This window comes from Alitiscatomonas sp. (assembly GCF_037242085.1).
Classification (GTDB): Bacteria; Bacillota; Clostridia; order Lachnospirales; family Lachnospiraceae; genus Alitiscatomonas; species Alitiscatomonas aceti.
This window is the reverse complement of sequence record NZ_JAXXBR010000072.1, coordinates 1-19,968: the sequence shown is the minus strand read 5'-3', so window position 1 is coordinate 19,968 and position 19,968 is coordinate 1. Positions and strand designations below refer to the sequence as shown.

Sequence of the window (19,968 nt, the reverse complement as noted above, 5' to 3'; positions counted from 1 at the left end):
CAGCAGGCTGTTTTCCTGGCCGGGAGATCAAGAAAGGACATGGATATGATGGAATGCATTTGGAATAAAAAATCAGTAAAAAGGGGGACAGCCCTGGTCATGGCCGCAGTCCTGCTGGCTCTGGCTGTGCCGTTTCCCCTCCCGGCCAGGGCCTCCAGCGTATGGCCCCAGAAGGCAACGGCTCCGTTTTACTGTCTGGACGGAGGAAAGGGATGGAAGCAGGTGGACCGGTATGACATCTATGAATACGATACTCTGCCGTCGCCGCTGACAGAGCCCCAGACGAAACGGCTGTTCTGGGCCTATCCCAGTAACTGGACCGCATTAAAAGAGGCGGCCCGGAAATTTGATCCGGAGCTTTATGGGGAGATCGCCTCCACGGCGTCGGGCCCCAATGTGGTAAAACGGGTGAAGGACGATCCCAGTACAAGGTTTGCGTGGGTGGCGGATCACCCGGAGATCGAGGAAAGGGCCATAGCCGCCATGGAGCAGATGGCGGCGGATGGTGGGGAGAAAGGAAAGGAAGCGCCGGACGCCATCCGGGATGCCACCTCCGAGGAAACGGCAGTACCGTTTACGGTACTGCCCTTCTCCGATGGTCCAGGCGCCCTGGATACAGAGTTTTTCCTGGGGAGTGAGTTTATCCGGGATATTGCAAAGATCGAGCCCCAGAGCGTTTGGGACAACGGCTCCACGGGAGGAAATGTGGGCTGGTTGGACGCGTCCCAGGACAAAAATATCGCCAGGTCCGTTCTGGGAGAGGAATTATATGAGATCACCTGGAGCGGAGACTCCATTAAGATCCATAATAACGGCTCTGCCACAGCCAATGAGAATGCTCTGGACAGTACCATGACAGAGGAGCAGAAATACAATAAGACCATGGTCCGCTATAAGATCACCATGCGGAAAAATTCCGGCTGGTATACGGAGGGAAGCTGGAACGACGACTATCTCCATGAATGGATGGACTTTAAGGCGTGTGTCAATGCTCCGCAGCACCAGAGGCTTTATAAGGCCGGGATCGAGATCGTGCCGTCGGATATGGTCTTTTATATAGTCGTAAGCCAGGAGGGGGATGGAGGCGGTCCGGATGACGACCGTGAGCCGGCCTACGGGGGCGGAGAGCCGGAGCTGTCTTTCCAGGTCTTCCGCCACGAGGAAACCTTTCAGTCCGATTATAACGTGCGGCTGAAAAAGCTGGACGATGAGACTGGAATGCCCTTAAAGGGGAGCCAGTTTTATCTGTATGAGCGGTTTGAGGATGGGGGAAGCCTTGGGACCGATGAAAGAGGAGCCGGGCTTTCGACGGAAAATATAAGCTTTGCTCCATGGGATGGCTTTCAGATCTTTGCCGAGGGGACCACAGACGAAAATGGAGAGATCTCCCATACGGACAGCCGGAGCTACGTGTATTCAAAAACGTACTGCGACGGCCATGGAGTTCCTCAATGGGCAGATATTCCCCAAAAGGATCCAGGCTCCGACACAGGAAAAGAGGATAGGAGCGGGGATGCTTCCTGGGAAGAGGCGGCAGAGGTCACAAGGGATAAGAACCGTGCGGCGGCAGAGGAATGGCTGTCCCTGGTGGAGGCCTGTGAAGCAGAGGCAGAGGGGGGCGTTCATTTTCACTGGGTTTCTGATGAAAGCGCGTTTGACCAGGTGGCCGGAGTTCTGGAAAGCGGTACCGGCGGGGGAGAGGCCAGAGAGCAGGATAAAGGCGGACCGGAAGAGGATACAGGGTCCGGCAGCGCCTTTGAGGCGTCCGGCTGCAGGGCTGACTGCGAAGAGACGTATGAGAATTTTACTTCCTTGAGATTTACCTATACGTGGAAGGAGATACAGGCCAGGAATGGCTATATCCTTCATGGTCTCCATAACGACGATATTCCTGTGGAGCTGGTGACGACCACATCGTCCCAGAATGGGGCTGTATGTAGCCGGGCAGAGGGAGACAGCGGGGACATTACAGAAAACATCTGGTATACGGGCTCCAGAGACAGCGGAGAAATACAGGCGGAGACTGCCGGAAGGAAGGTGCAGACCTTAAAGGCTTCTGGGATCTCCACCCCGTCTGATACAGAGAGGCTCCTTACGCCTTCCAACGCAGGACGGATCTTTACTTCCTCCAATGCCTGGAAGCTGTTTTCCATGCTGCTGGCAGATGAAGGGGAGCTGGAGGATGAGGACTGGGAGGAACAGGGGGGAGGAGATTTCCAGTCGTATCTGGAGAATGCCCGTCCGGACGGGATCCGTCATCTGGAGACAGGGGATCCGGGGATCTTTTCCCACTGCAATGGAGAGGAGGGCTGCGGGGATTCATGGATCGTTAAGGATCACAGGACCGAGGGCGAGATCCATATCAACAAGCGGGATCTGAACCTCTATAAGGGAGAATCAGAGGAATACTCCTCTTTCGGGGATACGGAAGGAGACGGAAGCCTGGAGGGAGCCGTTTACGGCCTGTTTGCAGCCGAGGACATCGTCCATCCCGACTCGGAGTTAGGAAGGGATGGGAAGCTGATCAATACGGGAATCGTTTATAAAAAGGATGATCTTACGGCGGTGGCAGCCACCGACCGGGATGGAAACGCTGGATTTACCGTTTATACAGAGGCGCCTGGAACCACCTTTGATTATGATGTGGGAAAAACGGTCAGACGGACGGATCCAGGATGGGAAGGTCCTGGAAACCGTTATGGGGAAAATCTGTCCGTCAATGGGAACTGCTGGATCGGGAGGCCTCTGCTCCTGGGACGGTATTATGTGAAGGAGCTGTCCAGAAGCGAGGGATATGAGCTGTCGGTCAACGGGCGCTCCGGCCAGTGGACCAATAAAGGAGCTGGCTTTGAGACGCCAGAGGGGGCAGCCTCCTTAAGGGGGATGTCCGTTGTCTCCATGCCGGAGCTTTCCGCCTCCATGGAGGGAGAGGATGGAAGCGGAAACGGCTTTGACCAGCTTCCATTTATGGTGACCTCTTCCGGGACTGTGGATCCGGAGTCGGGAACCGGAGGATATGAGCTTATTTTTTCCGGATTTCCAGAGGATACGGAGTTTTTCCGGGTGGATACAGGGGAGAAGGAGGTGACGGGGCCCCATGTGACCGGCACAGAGGAGGTCCCTGTGAAGGATGAGAATGGGGACCAGGTATGGAAAACTGCGGATACAGACCGGAGCCATGTGAGATATGAACCGGAATATGGGCCGGACGGCAGGATCACCGGGCAGCATCCCATGAGCCGGACAGAGCCGCAGATCTTAAGGGCGGAGCATGTTCCGCAGACGCCGGTCATGGGGCTCACAGATCTGGAGCTGGATGAGACAGAGCCGATGCTCAGGGAAAAGGCGGCGGACCACGACCTTACGGACCCGGAGGACCCGGCGTTCCGGTATCTGAAGGCAGAGGTGGAGGAGATCCTGAACCGCAACGGATATGAGATCCCTGTCATGGCGGACGGGACCTGCTCATCGAGAGAGCTTCCGGTATACAGCAGAGGGGTCAAAAAGGGCCAGACGGATATTTTTGGCATGACAGCCGCTCCCGGGGAACCGGCAGTAAAAACGCATTATGGAGCAGCGGTCACGACTCTTTCCCTGGAAGGCCTTGGGCCGGACGCAGAGATTGCCGCCGTATTGGAGAAGATTCTTTTATGGTATGCGGAGCACCCCCAATGGAGCTTTGGCGGCATCGACGCCTTTGAAATGTCCGGAGATACATGCTGCGCAGTCCTGTATGCGGGCGCGTCGGTCCGGGGAAGCCGCCGTTTTTTTACCATGAAGGAGGAAAATGGGAAAGCGGAGGTGGATAAGGTGTATTCTGTCCTGGAGGATCCGGTCCATTTACGGTGGATGTATCAGGAATACAGCCGGGAAGGAAGCCACTGCTTCCAGACAGAACGCCGGTACTATATGGGCAGCGGGGCTGGAAAGCGGTATTACATAGACGTGGTCCTGACTCCGGCGGTGCTTGTGGATGGAAAAGGGCAACTCCAGGATATGGACCATCAGGTGATGGTATATCATGAAGCCGGTGAAAGGATCGTGGATTATATAGACGGAGACCCGGAGCACGGCTGGCAGGTCCCCCTCACAGAAACCATAGATAAAATTGAGATCACCACAGAAAAGGAGCTGGCGGATACAGATGTAAGGCTGGAACAGGCAGAGTATGACCGGAAAATGGGGATACACAGGGTCCGGGTCGCCTCTAAGGGCACCGACAGCTTTGGAAAAGCGTTTTCAGACGAAAATGGCCGGCTGACGCTTTCCTTTATGGCGAAGCTTCCCAGAAAGCAGACCGTGCTTACAAAAGCGGAGGTCGACAGCCTGGGAGCAGGGAATGTATATGGCTACCGGGCCGGGGATCCGATCGGCTTTGCAGAATATCTTGCGCGGTTTGGAAATATTTCCATAAGCGCTTCGGCTTTTACAGGGGATGGAGGGGCCGATACATATATTGTGGCAAAGCATCTGGTTTACAGAGGCCAGCATAAGATCACGGAGGATGGGGATACGGTCCTGGCTCCGGTCCAGGTCCTGGAGCGCCCCGTCAGGCAGATGGTAAAGGTCGTAAAGGATGTGGACAGCGGGGAGGCCCTGGGGAATTTCCGGTTTAAAATTTATTTAAGATCCAATCTGGAACGGCTGTATTGTGACGAGGACGGAGCGATCACATGGACAGATAAAAACGGAACGGCTGTGGACGTGGACCAGTACCACAGGGTATTTCCGGAGCTGGTGCAGAAGCTGTATACGGTAAAGACGGAAAGAAGTGTCCTGGAGGATCACAATTATGAAAAATTTTTCCATGCGGTCCGGACGGCGGATACGGACAAGTGGGACCTGGAGGGCCAGGTGGTAAATTCCTCCTTTAAGCCCTTTGCCAGGAGTCTTCTTACGGGAGTAGAAAATACAGTCAATTCCTCGCCGGAGGCCAGGGAAAATGCAAAGCGGTCCGATGCAGTACGCCAGTTTGCAGTTACCTGGTATCTGGAGGACCAGGTAAAGGAGGAACTGGCAGAGAATGGAGCAGAGGCCGCCTATGGGGACCAGGTATACGACCGGGCTCTTTATAAAGCCATCCTCAGGGCGGAGGAGTATCTGGAGCCATTTTTTAAGTATGATCTGGATTCTCTGTATTCCATCCGGTGGGACAGTGAGGAAAACGGAGGGATCGACCGGGATAAGACGACCCTGTCCGCCTGGCAGCTTAAAATGCAGGGGGGAGAAGCGGAGTACGCCTTCGGGATATCGGAGTATCTGCCATATGGAACCTATGTCCTGGCAGAGCAGCAGCCCTTTAAAGCCCAATGGATGGATTTTGAGAACCGGCATTACCGGATCGATCCGCCGAAGGAGATCGTTCTCCCATCGGTGTATGAGGACGGATGGGCGGAGATCCCGGACCGTCTTTCAGAGGAGCTGGTGTACAACAGTAAGGAGCCGCCGGAAAAAACAGCCGGGCGGTATCGGATCCGGTTTGACGGAGTAAAGAAAGGAAACGAAAGGGAACCGGACGGGAAATATGTGGTAAAGGGCCATGGCCACAGAGGGGATTTCTATGTATATCCCTATGGGGAGGAGCGTGACAGGTCGTCCTGGGATGGAAAGTATGCCCATATGTTAGAGCCGTGGAGCCAGACTGAGGATTTTGTATTCCGGACCTTTTTAAACAGGCTGTACCGGACCAGGCTGCGGATCGAAAAGCTGGATGCGGAGACCGGAGAGCAGATCCTCCATGATGAAGCAGTATTTGCCCTTTATAAAGCAGACCGGAATGAGGAGAAGGATGGGGACGGCGCTGTAAAGCGGTATGAAGCAGAGACGGTGATCCAGGGAAGCCGGGCGTTTCTGGAGGCCATGGGAGCAAGGGGGATCATGCCCTTTGCCAGGATCCAGGGGCCAGGTAGTCTGTTTTATGGAACCGTGCCCGCAGGAACGCCTGTATGCCGGGAAGAGGACTGTATTATTTTCAGGGACCAGTCCGGAGTGAGGACGGGAGACTTTCTGGCCCTTTCCTCCGTTTATGACGGGGATGAAGGGGAACCGCTGCAGATCACCGGCTATGTGGAGACACCAGAGCCGTTGACAGCAGGGATGTACGTTCTGGCAGAGCTTCTGGCTCCGGCCGGGTACGCCAGGAGTCTGCCTGTTCCCGTGGAAATATACAGCGATGGGATCTGGTATTATACCGGAGACTCCCAGGATAAAAGGGCGGCGGTCCGTTTCAGCTCCAGGAAGGAGGGCGAGGATGAAGCTGTGGAGGACACAGCCAGGATCTATGTAAACAACACAGGAGTCAGCCTGGAGGTATCCAAAGTGAAGACCCCGGCGTCTTACGAGGGGATGAAGGTCTCGGGACGCGTAGAGGGAAGCCTTTCCTTCCTGGAAGCGGTCTACGGATTGGAAAACCTGGAGCCTGCATATAATTCCATGGGAACGTACCAGGGCTTTGGATGGAAAAAAGGGACCCTGGAATATCTGGAGGAAAGAAAGGCAGCCGGGGAGCGGGTGGAGATCGTTTACGAAAATGGGATCTTCCAGGGCTATGGCTATGTGACCAGGACACTGGAAACAGCCGGTGATCAGAACCGGTATGTGGCCGGGGCGGAAATGGCTCTTTTTGAAGCCATAGAGGTGCGTCCTTCCGGCGATATGGGGGATCACAGGATGGAGGGGGTAGAGATCCAGAGAGACCGGAACGGAAACGTTCTGGATATCCAGGTGAAGAAAGGGTATGCAGGCAGCGCTTTCCGGTTAAAAAAGGATGACAATGGCCGCTGGTCATTACAGGAGGAGAAGCGGGATGATACCTCGGTACTGTTCTACGATCTGGGGAATCTTAAGGTACTGGAGACAGGAGAGGATGGGATCGTATACGGATTTGGAAGAGATGGGGAAAAAATAAGGATCACTCCGGATACCCGGTCTGTTTACGCATTCCAGGGCGGACAGCCATTCCTTGAGCTGGCCGGAGGGGATCTGTCCAGGCTGGTCTATGATCCTGGGGCAAAGGCGTTTTTGTCCATGGATCCGGGAACAGAGATCTACCATCTGAACCAGGAGATGCAGCGGGATGCCTGTGTGGATCCATACACGGGGCTGGCTTATGTGGAAAAATCCGGAACCGGTCCCCTTGGAAAGGATGAAGCCCACTATTTTGTATGGCCGGTGATCTCCTTTTATGATCCATATGGGAACCGGATCGCCAGGGAAAAGATCCTCACCGGACGTCCCGGAGAGGTCAACGCCGGAACAGAAAATGCGTATCTTACGGGAACCTGGGATCCGGAGACTGGAAAACTGGAGAAAAGGCTGAAGCCGTTTTATGACTCTTATGGGATGGTGCGTTACTATCCGGTCAATGGGGAAACGTACAAAAAGGGCGAGGCGGTTTATGACAGGGATGGGGATTATCTGTATTTCCGGTATGACGACCTGTTGGAGCAGTACCATAAGGCTTCCTATACCATAGGAGAGCCGGAAACACTTTATGATGTGGGAGATCCAGAGACAGAAGGGGACGGAAAACCCGTCCGGCACCGGAACGGGGAGTTCTGGATCATTCCGAATCTGTGGATATCCGGGGAGAGGTCGCCCCAGGATCCGTCTGAAGGGGAGATGACCTGGGGGCAGGCGGATATGCTCCGGCGCGTGATCCCTGGAACCTATATCATGGAAGAAACCGGTGTTCCGCCAGGGTATACGCGGGCGTTTCCGCAGGCAGTCCGGGTAGAGGAGACCCGGGACATTCAGAGGACCACCATGACGGATGAAAAAATACGGGTAGAAATACTGAAAACAGATGGAACGGAGACGTACAGGATCCCTGTGGTAAATGGGGAAAGCGGGCAGACAGAGGAATGGACTGTGGAGGGAAAGGGCTTTTATTCCCATCAGATGGTGAAGGGGGCAGAGCTGGCCCTTTATCCGGCCAGAAGAGTATATTCCAAGGATCTGGAGAAGTATCCCAAGGGCTATTACCTTGTGAAAAAAGGAAATACTCCGGCTGTGTGGAATACAGAGGATCCTGTGGATAATCACCCGGTTTCAAAGACTGCCCGGTGGATAACGGATGGGCGTCCGATGTATTTTGAGGGGATTCCAGCAGGAGATTATATCCTGGAGGAGCTGAAGACCCCTCCCGGATATCTGCCGTCCTCCATGGAGATCACCATAAGGCCAGTGGATGAGCTCCAGAGCTTCGTTTTAAAGGACGATCATACGAAGGTGGAAATTTATAAATATGAGGAGGATGAAAAGGGAATCCGGAGGCCTCTGCCGGAGCGCCATGGAGCAGGGCTCGCTCTTTATCCTGCGGTTCTGGAGGAAAATGGAACGGTCATGACGGAAAACGGAGCGTATGTATACCAGAAGGGAAACCCTGTGGATACCTGGACTGCGGATGATCTTTCCTTTTACGGAACGGAGCTCTCCCAGGCGTATGAGGCCATGTTCCGGGAATACGGAGAGGACTTTGAACGCTTTTCCTGGAAGGTATACGATGGAAAGCGTACCGGGACAGGAGAGCGGACGGAAAGCCGCAGCACAGGAAACGGGGAAACGGTCGTCCAGCTCTGGAGCCTTTCGGACGGAAGCTGTCTGCGGGTGACTGCATCCCGGACCGGACCAGATGGGGACTGGAAATTTGAATATCAGTACCATTATAAAACAGGTATGTTCCGGGATGCCCCGGCGGCATGCAGCTTTGATACAAGGGGAGGCCTCCACCGGATCGACCGTATCCCGGAAGGATATTATGTTCTGGTGGAAACGGAAACGCCAGGGGGCTATGAAACGGCAGAGCCGGTGCTGGTCCAGGTGAAGAAAGAGAACCAGGTGATCCGGTATTATATGGAGAACAGGCGCAGACAGTGGTATGCAGACAAGACTGATGAGAATGGACGGCAGATCCGCGGAGCCAGGCTGGCCCTTTACCGGGCAGACGAAAACGGGGGATTTTCCGCAGAGGAAGAGCTTCTGGAAGATACCTGGACGTCGGGAGGGGAAGGGACCTATACGGCGGATGATCTGGCAGAGGGAAGGATCCCGGAGGGGTATGGACCAGGCGACCTGCGTCTGCACCGGCTCCCTCCTGTAAGGGAGGGGACCTATTATCTGGCAGAGCTTAGGACGCCGGATCATTTTTCAGCCATGGAGCCGCAGAAGATCGAGATCGGAAAGGATTCCGGTGGGATCATCCAGGCGGTGAACCGTCTTTCCAGAGGACAGATCGAGATTTTAAAGCTGGATGCCCAGTGGCACGAGAAACCGCTTCCGGGAGCATGGTTTGAGGTGAAAAATGCAAAGACCGGGGAGCTTTTCCGTATGGTGACCGGCAGCGATGGGAAAGCGGTGTCCGGAGAACTTCCGGCGGCATATCTGGGAGATGATGGAAGGGCTGTGCCGTATGAATACCAGGTACGGGAGATCCAGGCCCCGGAGGGCTTCTGTCTGGACCATAGGGTATGGAAATTCTGGTTTAACAATGACCATACGCCGGTGGCCGTGCAGAAAATAAAGGCAGAAAATGAAGAAACCAGGCTGTGGTTTTCCAAAAGCAGCTTTCATACGGATCATTTTGTAAAGGGGGCGCGGCTGTCCATTTATAATGCAAAGGCAGAAAATGGAAAAATGCAGCCCTGGGGAGAGCCGCTGGAAACATGGATCTCCGGTCCGGAGCCCCACCTGGTATCGGGAAAATTATCCGGAGGAAGAACGTACTTCCTTGTGGAGGAGGAAGCGCCAGAGGGATACTCCGCAGCGGATCCGGTGATGTTTACCGTATCGGCTGACGGACGGAGCATAGCTGAGATATCCGGCGCATCCAGTCTGATCCAGATCCTGTATGACGCAGAAAAGGACAGGATCGGATCGATTCTTGTCAGGGGACGCAGGGTCCAGGGAGGATGGATCACCTTAAAAAGGGATGGAAAGGAAATCCTTACGGCTCCCATGACAGGAGAGCTTACGGCTTTTAGAGAGGCTGTGGAACAGGAAAATACAGGAGCGGTCCTTACCTGGGAAGAAGCGATCGGTTTTTCCGATGGCAGCAGCATGCTCTTAGAGAGGGAGACGATCTGCCTTTCGGATGAAAACCGGGAACGTATCCTGGAAAGCCGTAAGAGGGTGCCTGTCGGGACACGGTACGTATTCTGCGGACAAGGACATACGGTGCTGGATACCTGGAAAACAGAGGGAGGAGGACTGACCCATGAAATCGTGAATGAAGAAAACGGACAGGGAGAGCTGCTTTTCGCAAAGGGAGAGGCATACACCCTGGAGGAAATTGTAGTCTTCAGCGATGGAACCGAATTTTTATCCGGACGGGTATCCGTTTCCATTGGTGAAAACGGAAAAATGATCCTGGCAGATCTGAAAAATAAGGAGACAGACGTGCGGATCCGAAAGACGGATCTGATCACAGGAGAAGAGATTTCCGGGGCAGTGCTTTCCATAAAAAGCCTGGATGGAAAGCTGCTAAAGGAATGGGTATCCGGAGAGGAGATCCAGATCACGGGAATCCTGAAGCCGGGAGAAACGTATCTTTTAGCCGAGGTTTTACCTGCCACGGGTTATGCCTGGGCGGAGGAGATCCCATTTACAGTCGGCGGGGATGGAGGCATCCACAGGGTGAGGATGGAGGACAGGCCCACCCAGGCGGAGATCCGAAAAACCGACATGGTCACTGGGGAGGAGCTTCCCGGAGCAGTCCTGGTCCTAAAGGATAAGAATGGGCGTGTGGTGGACCGGTGGACATCGGGGAATACGCCTCACAGGATCATGGGAAGACTCAACGCAGGAGAAGCGTATACACTTTCAGAGGTGACGGCGCCTTCTGGATATCAGATCGCAGAGGAGGTGACGTTTACAGTATCAGAGGATGGGACCATAGACCGGGTGGTCATGGAGGATAAAAGAAAGGAGCCGGAAGAACCAGAAAAACCAGGGAAACCAGAAAAACCGGAACGGCCGGTACCGGACGATGACAGAGAAACGGAACCGGAAACGCCAGATGAGACAGAGACTCCGGAAACTGAGCCGACGGAGGAGCCTAGGAAAAAAGGAATCATAACTGCCCGGTATGAGATCGAGCTGGATGGCAGAGGGGAGCTTCGGATCAGCCACCCATCCAGGATCCGGACAAAGATCCCAAGGGCAGGAGACCAGCAAAGGCCCTGGGTATATGGAGCCCTGGCTGTTCTGGGGATCCTGGGCGGAAGCATCTGTCTGATCCTTTGGAGGAGGGATACATTTGAAAAATAAAGGATGGAAGAGACAGGGATCAGTCCCCGGGGCTGTGCTTTTTGGGATAAGCTTCTGCCTGGCATGGATATGGTCCGGTTCCTGTGCCATAAGCGGAGCAGCCGCCGCTTATGGTGCAGAAAGCCTGCCGGACCGTACAGAAGAGACACCGGCGGCGGAGACGCTTACCCTTGAAGGCCAGGTATTTACCGATGCGGGACAGGCCCCGGAGCTAAAGGAGATCCTGGAACGGGATGGAAAGCAGTACCGGCTCGTTTCCAGGCGGATCCGCCAGGTCAGCCAGGGAGGGACCATGACGTATGCTTCTGTCACGGTTCCATATGTCCTGGAGGGCAGGCAGGAGCCCCCGGAAACGGCCCGGGTCACATTGACGGATGAGCAGACCGGACAGGAATATGAAAGAGAGATCCCCAGGCTGGAGACGGAGGAGACCAGCGCCCAGTGGACTGGCGGCTTTCAGTTCCTGATCACAGTGTCCGGCTATGATGCAGATGTATTCCAGCTGGGGAACGCGGAAATACCGAAAGATGCGGAGCTGTCCTCTTATGGAACGGAATTTCTGGAGTACCTGGGCCTTCCGGAAGAGTGCTATCGTGTAGAGAATGTGGAATGGAGCGGGGAAACCTATGAAAAAGAAGGGATCCTGTGCCGGGACGCACGGGCCACCGGGGAAAAGCTGGTGAGAAATGTGGAGGTACGGTACGGCGGACAGGTAAAAACACCGGAGGTAAAGGGAAAACAATATATCGGACTGTACCAGGAGATACGCCGGGAACCGGAAAGCAGCCAGAAGGAGGAAGAGAGCCAGGGAACAGAAATAGAAACGGAGAAAATGGAAACGCTTCCACATGAGGAGCAGAAAAAAACGCTCAGTGCGGCGGAGAGGTTCCTGTACTGGATAAAAAAACATCTGACCAAAGTGGTTTTTGGAACTGGTTTTTTCATTTTGATCCTGGGAGGCACGGCGCTTTTATGGATGTCCAGAAGAAGAGAAAAGAGGGAAAGCGAAAGCCCGGACAAGGGTCCAGGCTCCTGATCAGCCGAGCGCTTCGCTCCATTCGCTTTCTTTAAAACCTACGAGAACAAAATCCTCAGATACCAGGATGGGACGCTTTACCAGCATTCCATCGGTGGATAAGAGCTCCAGCTGCTCCTCTTCAGTCATGGACGGCAGCTTATCCTTTAAGGCCATGGATTTATAAAGAAGACCGCTGGTATTGAAAAAGCGCTTTAAAGGCAGCCCGCTTTTCTGATACCAGGCCTTCAGCTCCTCCTTTGAGGGATTCTGGTCCTTAATATGGCGGGAGGTATACTGGACCCCGTGGGCGTCCAGCCAGGATTTTGCTTTTTTGCAGGTGGAACAGGGCGGATACTCTAAAAATAACAGACTCATATGCACAACCTCCTGTTGTTTTTTATAAGTATATCTGATTTCCGGAGAGAATACAATGGTTCAAAGCAGGCATAGAGGAGCAGAGCTTATGGACATACTGGTTTTTCTGTCGGAATTTATGGTTCCGCTGGCGGTTTTTTATATTGTGGGGTTTGGGATACTGTCTGGCCGGCCGGTCTTTGATGATTTTTTAAAGGGGGCTTCCGAGGGGATGAAGACAGTTGCGGGCATCCTTCCCACTCTGATCGGTCTTATGGCCGCAGTGGGGATTTTAAGAGAGTCCGGTTTCCTGGAAGCTGCGGCAAAAGCTCTAAGGACCCCGGCGGGCTGGCTCCATATCCCGGTCCCTCTGGTCCCTGTGGTCCTGGTCCGCCTGGTATCCAGCTCTGCGGCCACGGGGCTGATCCTGGATATCTTTAAGGAATACGGTCCGGATTCGCTGATAGGGAACATGGTGTCCATTATGATGGGATGCACGGAGACGATCTTCTATACCATGAGCGTATATTTTATGACTGCGGGGATCCGGAAGACCCGGTGGACGCTTCCGGGGGCCCTGGCAGCTACGGCCGCCGGGATCGGCGCCAGTATTATTCTGGCGGGGAGCATGGTCTGATCGGGGTTGTATTGGGAGACCAGTCCGTTTATAATGAGGATAAAGGAAAGAATGGCAGCCTTGGCTGCCGGAATCCAAAAAAGAAAACGGGGTGGAGCATATGGCAAAGATCAGCAGAAAAGAAATTTTTTCGATTCCCAATCTGATGGGCTATTTTCGCATTCTCATGATACCAGTATTCAGCTGGATGTATCTTACCGCCAGTACCAGGGAAGATGTTTACCGGGCGGCGGCTGTGGTCTTTATTTCCAGTGTGACAGATCTTCTGGACGGCTGGGTGGCCCGGCGGTTTCATATGGTCACAGAGCTGGGGAAGTTCGTGGATCCTCTGGCGGATAAACTGACCCACGGAGCCCTGGCCCTCTGTCTGGCGTTCAAGTATCCTCTGATGTGGGCGCTGGCGGCGCTTCTGGCCGTGAAGGAGGGGTATATGGCAGTTATGGGACTGATCCTCTTAAAGCGGGGAAAGAAGCTGGACGGCGCAATGTGGTTCGGAAAGGTCTGTACGGCCCTGCTGTTTGTGGGAATGCTGGTATTGTTCTTGTGGTACGGAATGCCGGAGGCCGCTGCAAACGGTCTGATCCTGTTTATGATGGCAGTCATGGCGGCAGCTTTGCTCATGTATGTGCCAGTGTTCAGGAAAATGAAAAAAGAAGCATAAAAACGGAAAGAAAAACGGCGGAATCTGCCATTTGCAGGGGTTCTGCCGTTTTTCATCCGATCAGGGAACTTCGCTTTCCGGGGGTTCCCAAAAGGTTTTCCGTCTGCCTGGGGCTAATTCTGGTACAGGATCTGCTCCTTCTGTACAAGGGGATACGGAATTAACCGGTCCCCTTCCAGATCCTCCCGGTGCATATCCACGGCAGTGATCTGATGGTTTCCATAGGTGGTGTAATAGTAGATCCCCTTATCCCCATTACAGCAGCAGGTATACAGGGTCATCTCAAAGTTTCCATTTCCCAGATCCGAACAGCCCTTCTGCTGATCTACGGATCCCAGGATATGGAAGAACTGGCTGACGCTTTCTTCCTCAGAATCGCCCGATACGGAATTCAGCTTTACAAAGGCGACACGGACGAAGCGGGACTGGGAGGATAAGTCTCCGGGAAGGCCCAGCGCGCCCATGCCCCGGCAGTAGGTTTTCAGGGAGAGCTTGTCAGAAAAACAATTCTCCGGATCCTTTGGGGACAGGTGCATATAGTTATTGAGGTTAAACATCTGCTCTGGAAACGGCGGATTATTGGTAAGGACTCCCGCCGGATTGGGATATACATGGATTCCAGAGAGAATGGATTCCACTGTTACGGCCTCATCCCGGTCAGCAAGGATCCAGTGGAGCTGGGCCAGTGGAAGGCTCTCACTGAACGGCGTATTGACCAGATTGACCTGTTCCAGAAGACGGAGGGCCTCCTTTACAGAAGCACACTGTCCCAGGATCCAGGGAATAAATTCAAACTGGGCCACATTATCCTTTCCGTCCGCCTTTTCCCCATAGTGGGCATTTCCAACGAAATTAAGGCCAGCCATTCCCAGGCCTTTTTCATTTACGGCCTCATAATAGAGCGGATAATCGTCAGCCACATGGGCCATGCCGATCATGGCATAGTGGGTTTCCATGGTCCCTTGAAAACGGAAGCGGAAGGGATAGTTCCTTGGAGTGATGGTCACTTGGTCACCAAAGGAAAATTCATAATCCAGGGTCCGGCCAAAATAAAAATCTTTTGTCTTATAGGCTGCTGCTGTACACATAAACTACCTCCGGTTTAAATTTTATTGCTGCGGGCACGGGTCAGCTCGATGGCCTCTTTCCCGGTCATATGCTCAATGGAAATCTCCACACAGCACAGATTGCTCCATTCGTTCTGGATCTCTTTTTCCACAAAATCCCGGTCTGCGTTGTATCGGAGGCTGAAGACCCTGGCGGCATGGAGGATCTCCTCGTCTGTTTCCAGGATCCTGGCACGTCCGAACAGGATCACGCTGCGAAAATATGTGGTAAGCTCCTCCTTTATAATGTCCTCTTTTTCAATTACGCATAAGGACACCTTGTCATGGCTTTTTATGGAATCGTATTTGTGGCCCGACCTCGCACCATGAAAATAAATTTTTCCATTCTCGTATACATAATTGATGGGAACCGTATAGGGATAGCCGTCGTCACCGGTCAGTCCAAGAACGCCGGTGGTGCCGGAACGCAGGATTTTTATGGTTTCATCGTTTTCCAGCTGCTGTCTGGAACGTCTCATACTGCGGAACATAGGGAGTCCTCCGTTTCTTTTATCTGGATTTGATGATATGGTCTGAAAATTTTTCCTACACCCTCACCGCCACCTTGATCACTCCATCCCGCTTCTCCTCAAAAAGCTCATAAGCTTCTTCAATTTTCTCCAGCGGATAGGTGTGTGTGATCAGAGGCGTCGTATCGATCTTCCCTTCCCCGATCAGTTTTAAGATCGCGTCGCAGTCGCAGCCGTCTACGCCTCCTGTTTTAAAGGTCAGGTTTTTTCCATACATATCCGGTAACGGCAGCGTCTGCGGGCGGTCGTAGAGGGCGACGACCGTTACGATGGCGTTGGGACGGGCGCATTTCCAGGCCATTTCAAAGGTTTTTTCCGTACCGGCCACCTCCAGGACCACGTCTGCACCTCTGTGGCGGGTATGGGATCTTACAAAGGACTCCGGGTCCTCAGATCTGGGATCAAAGACCAGGGCCTGTGGGTAGTGCTTTCTTACGAAGGCGATCCGCCGTTCATCGGTTTCGCATACAATGACTTTTTCTGGCTTTTTTAAGAGAACACAGGCCAGGGTACACAGTCCCGTGGGACCTGCTCCGATGATGAGGACCGTATCGTCGGGCTTGATTTCTGAAATTCTGGCGGCCCAGTAGCCGGTGGCCAGGATGTCGCCCACAAACAGGGCCTGTTCATCGGTCACAGAGTCCGGGATCCGGTTGAGCCCCTGGTCTGCGTGGGGAACCCGCACATACTCAGCCTGTCCGCCGTCGATGCGGCAGCCAAGAGCCCAGCCGCCGTCAGGATCCTCACAGTTGTTGACAAAGCCGTGCTGGCAGAAGAAGCATTCCCCGCAGAAGGTTTCCACGTTGACCGTGACCCGGTCCCCAGGCTTTACCTTTGTGACGCCGCTTCCTGCTTCCTCCACGATCCCCACCAGCTCATGGCCCACGGTGATGCCGGGAACAGCCCTGGGAACGGAGCCGTGCTTGATGTGAAGATCACTGGTGCAGATGCTGGCCAGAGTGACCTTTACAATGGCATCCTTCGGATCCTTTAAAACAGGCCTTTCTTTTTCTTCTAAAATAAATTTTCCATGTTCTTTGTATGTGTATGCGAGCATGTCCATCCTCCTCAATAAAAATAAGCCGTATCTTCTGTTATTATAGGCGTTATAATAAGGAAAGTCAAAACCATCGTGAAGCACCCGGCCAGAGGATGGAAGGCTCCCGGAGGCAGAAAATCCGGTATAAAAGGCAGAAGCTCCGGTACAAGAAGCGGAAATTCCGGAGCAAAAGGAAAATCTCCGGTCTGTGAAACTTTCCCGGACGGCGGGGTGTCTAATGAATAGAAAACAAAATACAGAAAGGCACAAGACAATATGAACAGCTGTGAAAAAATAATTGAAGATGTGCTGACAGAAAACTATGGACAATTTTACCGTCTGGCATATGGATATGTCAGAAATGAGGAGGACGCCCTGGATATTGTCCAGGAAAGCGCCTATAAAGCCATAAAAGAGGCGGAAAAACTGAAAAATCCTGCATTTGCCAAGACCTGGATCTACCGGATCGTGATCAACACGGCCATCAGCCAGCTTCGGAAAAAGCGGGAAACGGTTTCTCTTGATGAGGCCGCCGAGATCGCTGTCAACGCATCCTATGGAAATGCAGATCTGCAGAAAGCCCTTTCGGGACTGACGGATGAACAGAAAACACTCATACGCCTTCGTTTCTTTGAAGATATGAAGCTGGAGGAGATCGCCATGGTCATGGATGAAAATCCCAATACCATCAAAAGCCGTCTCTACCGTACCTTGAAAGAGCTGCAAGTGAAAATGGCCTGAATATAGAGAGCAGGAGGGAAAAAATGGAAAAGAATTGTAAATATGAGGAAGAGGAACTTCTGGAAAAAGAGTTCCAAAGCCAGGTGATGAATATGAAACAGAAATATGGGGAGATTCCGGTTCCGGCCCATGCCAGAGACCGTATGCTGGCCGGTATCAGGCAGGCAAAAGAAGAAAAAGAAAGGTCTGTATCCAGGGTGATTTCCCTGGAGGACAGGAAAGGAAGAAAAAATATGAAAAATCATGTATGGATGAAGAGGACTGCTGTTGCGGCCGCCGCTGTTCTGGTGACCGTAGGCGCCCTGGCAAATATCAGTCCGGTAACGGCCAATGCCATGGAAAAGCTGCCGATCATCGGCACTCTGGCAAAGGTGATGACCTTCCGGACCTTTGAAGATGAGCAGGGGAATTTTAACAGTAAGATCGACATTCCCAAGATCGACAGTGAAAACGGGACCGAGATCGCGGCCAATCAGGAGATCGAGGAGTATGCAGAGTCTCTGATCGCCCAGTATGAGAAGGATCTGGAATCATCCGGCGGAGAAGGCCATTATTCCATGGAATCCAGCTATGATATCGTGTCCCAGAACGACCGGTACGTGAGCATCCGGATCAATACAACTCTGGTCATGGCCAGCGGGACCCAGTATGTGAAGGTGTTCACCATTGATAAGACAACCGGAAATACCGTGAGCCTTACGGATCTGACCGGAGGAAGCGGAGAAATGCTCACGAAGATCAGCGAAAACATCAAGGAGCAGATGCGGGCCCAGATGAAGGAGGATGAAAATATCGCATACTTCATCGATTCGGATATTCCGGAAATGGACTTTGCAGGCCTCACCGGAGAAGAAAGCTATTCCTTCAGCGACAGCGGGGAGCTGGTGATCTACTTTGACGAGTATGACGTGGCTCCTGGATATATGGGAGCTGTAAGCTTCACGATCCCTTTGGAAGTGACAGGACAGTTGTTCCAGTAAAAAAAGATCCTCTGCCAGCGGCCATCAGCCGTCCGGCAGGGGATCTTTTCATGCAATCGGAAAATTCGTTCTATGAAAGAAAAACGCTCCGCAGGGATCGCCATGGGGCGGAAGGAAATCTGTCCGCAGAAGCGGTCCGCCGCAGGCGGAGAAGCCCGAAAGCGGGCTTTTTTCTTATATAGTCTTGAAAATTATAAATGCTGTAATAATTCGATCAGTTCGCCGTCGGGTCCCTTAAAGAACAGATTCCGGATCCCGCCGAAAATGGGCATGGTCATGGGTTCTTCCGTGCGGAAGGAGGAAACTCCGGCAGCCTTTACATCGGCAAAGGCCGCGTCAATGTCGTCCACCTCAATGGCAATATGGGGGAACAGGCCTCCTTCGGCGGTCACAGGGCTGCCGTCGTGGGGCTCGATGATCTCCAGAAAAAAGCCGGGCATCTGCACCATGACAATGTGGTTGGTGCCGGTCGGTTTTTCCACGTCTGCATGGTCGGTGACAACGCCGCCCAGGGCTTCATAAAACGCTGTCGAGGTCTTCAGGTCTTTGGTGAACAGGGCGATGTGGGCAAGTCCGGTAAAGTGTTTCATACATGATACCTCCGTGTTTGAAATAATGAATGTTTAACCATTTTATGTATACAGGTTTTTTTGAAAAAATGTTTCAATTTTCGGATGAAGAAGGAAACGTTCCACGTTCCAGTCTCCGTTTTCCTGGAAGGTCACAAGCTGGTAGCCGGCCCGGTCGTTATAGGCCAGGAAATGGCCGCAGTAATCGCAGCCGGTCTTTAAGGAGTCAGCCGTGAACTGGGGAACGCCGCAGACGGTCCCCGTATAGCTGCCATGGACGTGGCCGTTGAACATGGCGGCGATGCGGCCGCTTTCCAGCAGCCGGAGGAGACGGGGATCTGCCGTAAGCCCCATGGGTCCGGCGGCTTTCAGGATGGGGTGGTGCATTAAAAGAATGGTTTCCGGCCCGTCAGACGATCCAGGCCCGCTTTTTCCCGCCGCTTCCATGGAATTTTCCAGAAAATCCATGGCTTCTTTGGTCAGTACCCCTTCCAGCCCCTTTTCAAAGGCACTGTCCAGGGAGACAAAAAGCCAGCCCTTGACGGATGCGGAGGCATAGTATGGCCCGCCTGAAGGGGCGAGCCCAAGAAAGCCTTCACGGAACGCGCCCCTTACATCATGGTTTCCCATGGCGCAGAGCACCGGAGTACCTGGAAGAGTGGAGGAAAGGGCGTCACGGAGATACCGGTAATGGCTGGACGTTCCTTCATGGGTCATATCTCCGGTGATCAGGACAATGTCCGGCTTTCTCTGCTTCAGGGTCTCCAGGCACTGGCCCAGGAGTTTTTCCACAAGCAGGCCCTTTTCCCGCAGCAATGTGGATATCTGGCTGTTTTCGTCGGGGTTATGGTGGATATCGCTTAAATGGGCGATGGTGATGGCGTTCATGGGCACCTCCCGTATGTTTTTCTTATGATCCTAGTATAATAGTGGAAGGAGAGAAACACAACCGGAAATTCGGCCGCTCCCGGTCTGGGGGACCAAAGCCATCGGGGCCGTTGTCCTGTACGCTGCGGGCCGCCGTTACAAATTTACAACGGGAAGAATCTGTGTTATACTGGGCGTATT

At 53.4% G+C, this 19,968-nt stretch carries 12 protein-coding genes; 6 read left to right on the top strand and 6 right to left on the bottom strand.

Going from position 1 to position 19,968, the window contains the following annotated elements; all coding sequences use genetic code 11:
- The first annotated feature begins 45 nt into the window (after nt 1-45).
- Entirely contained in the window at nt 46-11,265 is an 11,220-nt protein-coding gene (locus WIH05_RS06700; protein WP_337425155.1) for a SpaA isopeptide-forming pilin-related protein, read from the top strand.
- Nucleotides 11,255-12,301, top strand: coding sequence for a hypothetical protein (locus tag WIH05_RS06695; protein ID WP_337425154.1), 1,047 nt, complete (start codon nt 11,255-11,257; stop codon nt 12,299-12,301). Before WIH05_RS06700 ends, WIH05_RS06695 begins: the two co-directional genes overlap by 11 nt.
- Here WIH05_RS06695 and WIH05_RS06690 read toward each other — a convergent pair whose 3' ends face one another.
- Entirely contained in the window at nt 12,302-12,658 is a 357-nt protein-coding gene (locus WIH05_RS06690) for an arsenate reductase family protein (RefSeq protein WP_022274246.1), read from the bottom strand. It abuts the gene before it with no gap.
- Nucleotides 12,659-12,746: 88 nt separating this feature from the next.
- Between WIH05_RS06690 and WIH05_RS06685 the strand changes: the two genes are divergently transcribed.
- Together WIH05_RS06685 and WIH05_RS06680 are read left to right on the top strand one after the other, a co-directional pair.
- The gene (locus WIH05_RS06685; protein ID WP_337425153.1) at nt 12,747-13,274 is read left to right on the top strand and encodes a nucleoside recognition domain-containing protein; all 528 of its coding nucleotides are present in this window, start codon (nt 12,747-12,749) and stop codon (nt 13,272-13,274) included.
- Nucleotides 13,275-13,374: 100 nt separating this feature from the next.
- Nucleotides 13,375-13,935, top strand: a complete 561-nt coding sequence (locus tag WIH05_RS06680) for a CDP-alcohol phosphatidyltransferase family protein (protein ID WP_022274247.1) — start codon at nt 13,375-13,377, stop codon at nt 13,933-13,935.
- 113 nt (nt 13,936-14,048) lie between these two features.
- On the opposite strand, the gene bsh is transcribed toward WIH05_RS06680, so the two are convergent.
- The 3 genes from bsh to WIH05_RS06665 are packed head-to-tail and all read right to left on the bottom strand — an operon-like array spanning nt 14,049 to nt 16,628.
- A complete protein-coding gene (gene bsh / locus WIH05_RS06675) occupies nt 14,049-15,023 on the bottom strand; it encodes a choloylglycine hydrolase (RefSeq protein ID WP_022274248.1) in 975 nt (324 codons plus the stop codon).
- Between the two features lie 14 nt (nt 15,024-15,037).
- The gene (locus tag WIH05_RS06670; RefSeq protein WP_022274249.1) at nt 15,038-15,532 is read right to left on the bottom strand and encodes a pyridoxamine 5'-phosphate oxidase family protein; all 495 of its coding nucleotides are present in this window, start codon (nt 15,530-15,532) and stop codon (nt 15,038-15,040) included.
- Between the two features lie 55 nt (nt 15,533-15,587).
- Nucleotides 15,588-16,628 carry an alcohol dehydrogenase gene (locus tag WIH05_RS06665; RefSeq protein WP_022274250.1) on the bottom strand — a complete coding sequence of 347 codons (1,041 nt, stop codon included), beginning with the start codon at nt 16,626-16,628 and terminating at the stop codon, nt 15,588-15,590.
- A 258-nt stretch (nt 16,629-16,886) separates the two neighbouring features.
- Between WIH05_RS06665 and WIH05_RS06660 the strand changes: the two genes are divergently transcribed.
- Nucleotides 16,887-17,351: a sigma-70 family RNA polymerase sigma factor gene (locus WIH05_RS06660; RefSeq protein ID WP_022274251.1), complete on the top strand. Its 465-nt coding sequence runs from the start codon at nt 16,887-16,889 to the stop codon at nt 17,349-17,351.
- Between the two features lie 86 nt (nt 17,352-17,437).
- Nucleotides 17,438-18,331, top strand: coding sequence for an RsiV family protein (locus tag WIH05_RS06655; protein WP_215654523.1), 894 nt, complete (start codon nt 17,438-17,440; stop codon nt 18,329-18,331).
- A 191-nt stretch (nt 18,332-18,522) separates the two neighbouring features.
- On the opposite strand, the gene WIH05_RS06650 is transcribed toward WIH05_RS06655, so the two are convergent.
- Together WIH05_RS06650 and WIH05_RS06645 are read right to left on the bottom strand one after the other, a co-directional pair.
- Entirely contained in the window at nt 18,523-18,921 is a 399-nt protein-coding gene (locus tag WIH05_RS06650) for a VOC family protein (RefSeq protein WP_022274253.1), read from the bottom strand.
- Between the two features lie 42 nt (nt 18,922-18,963).
- Nucleotides 18,964-19,788, bottom strand: a complete 825-nt coding sequence (locus tag WIH05_RS06645; protein WP_022274254.1) for a metallophosphoesterase — start codon at nt 19,786-19,788, stop codon at nt 18,964-18,966.
- Nucleotides 19,789-19,968: the final 180 nt, after the last annotated feature.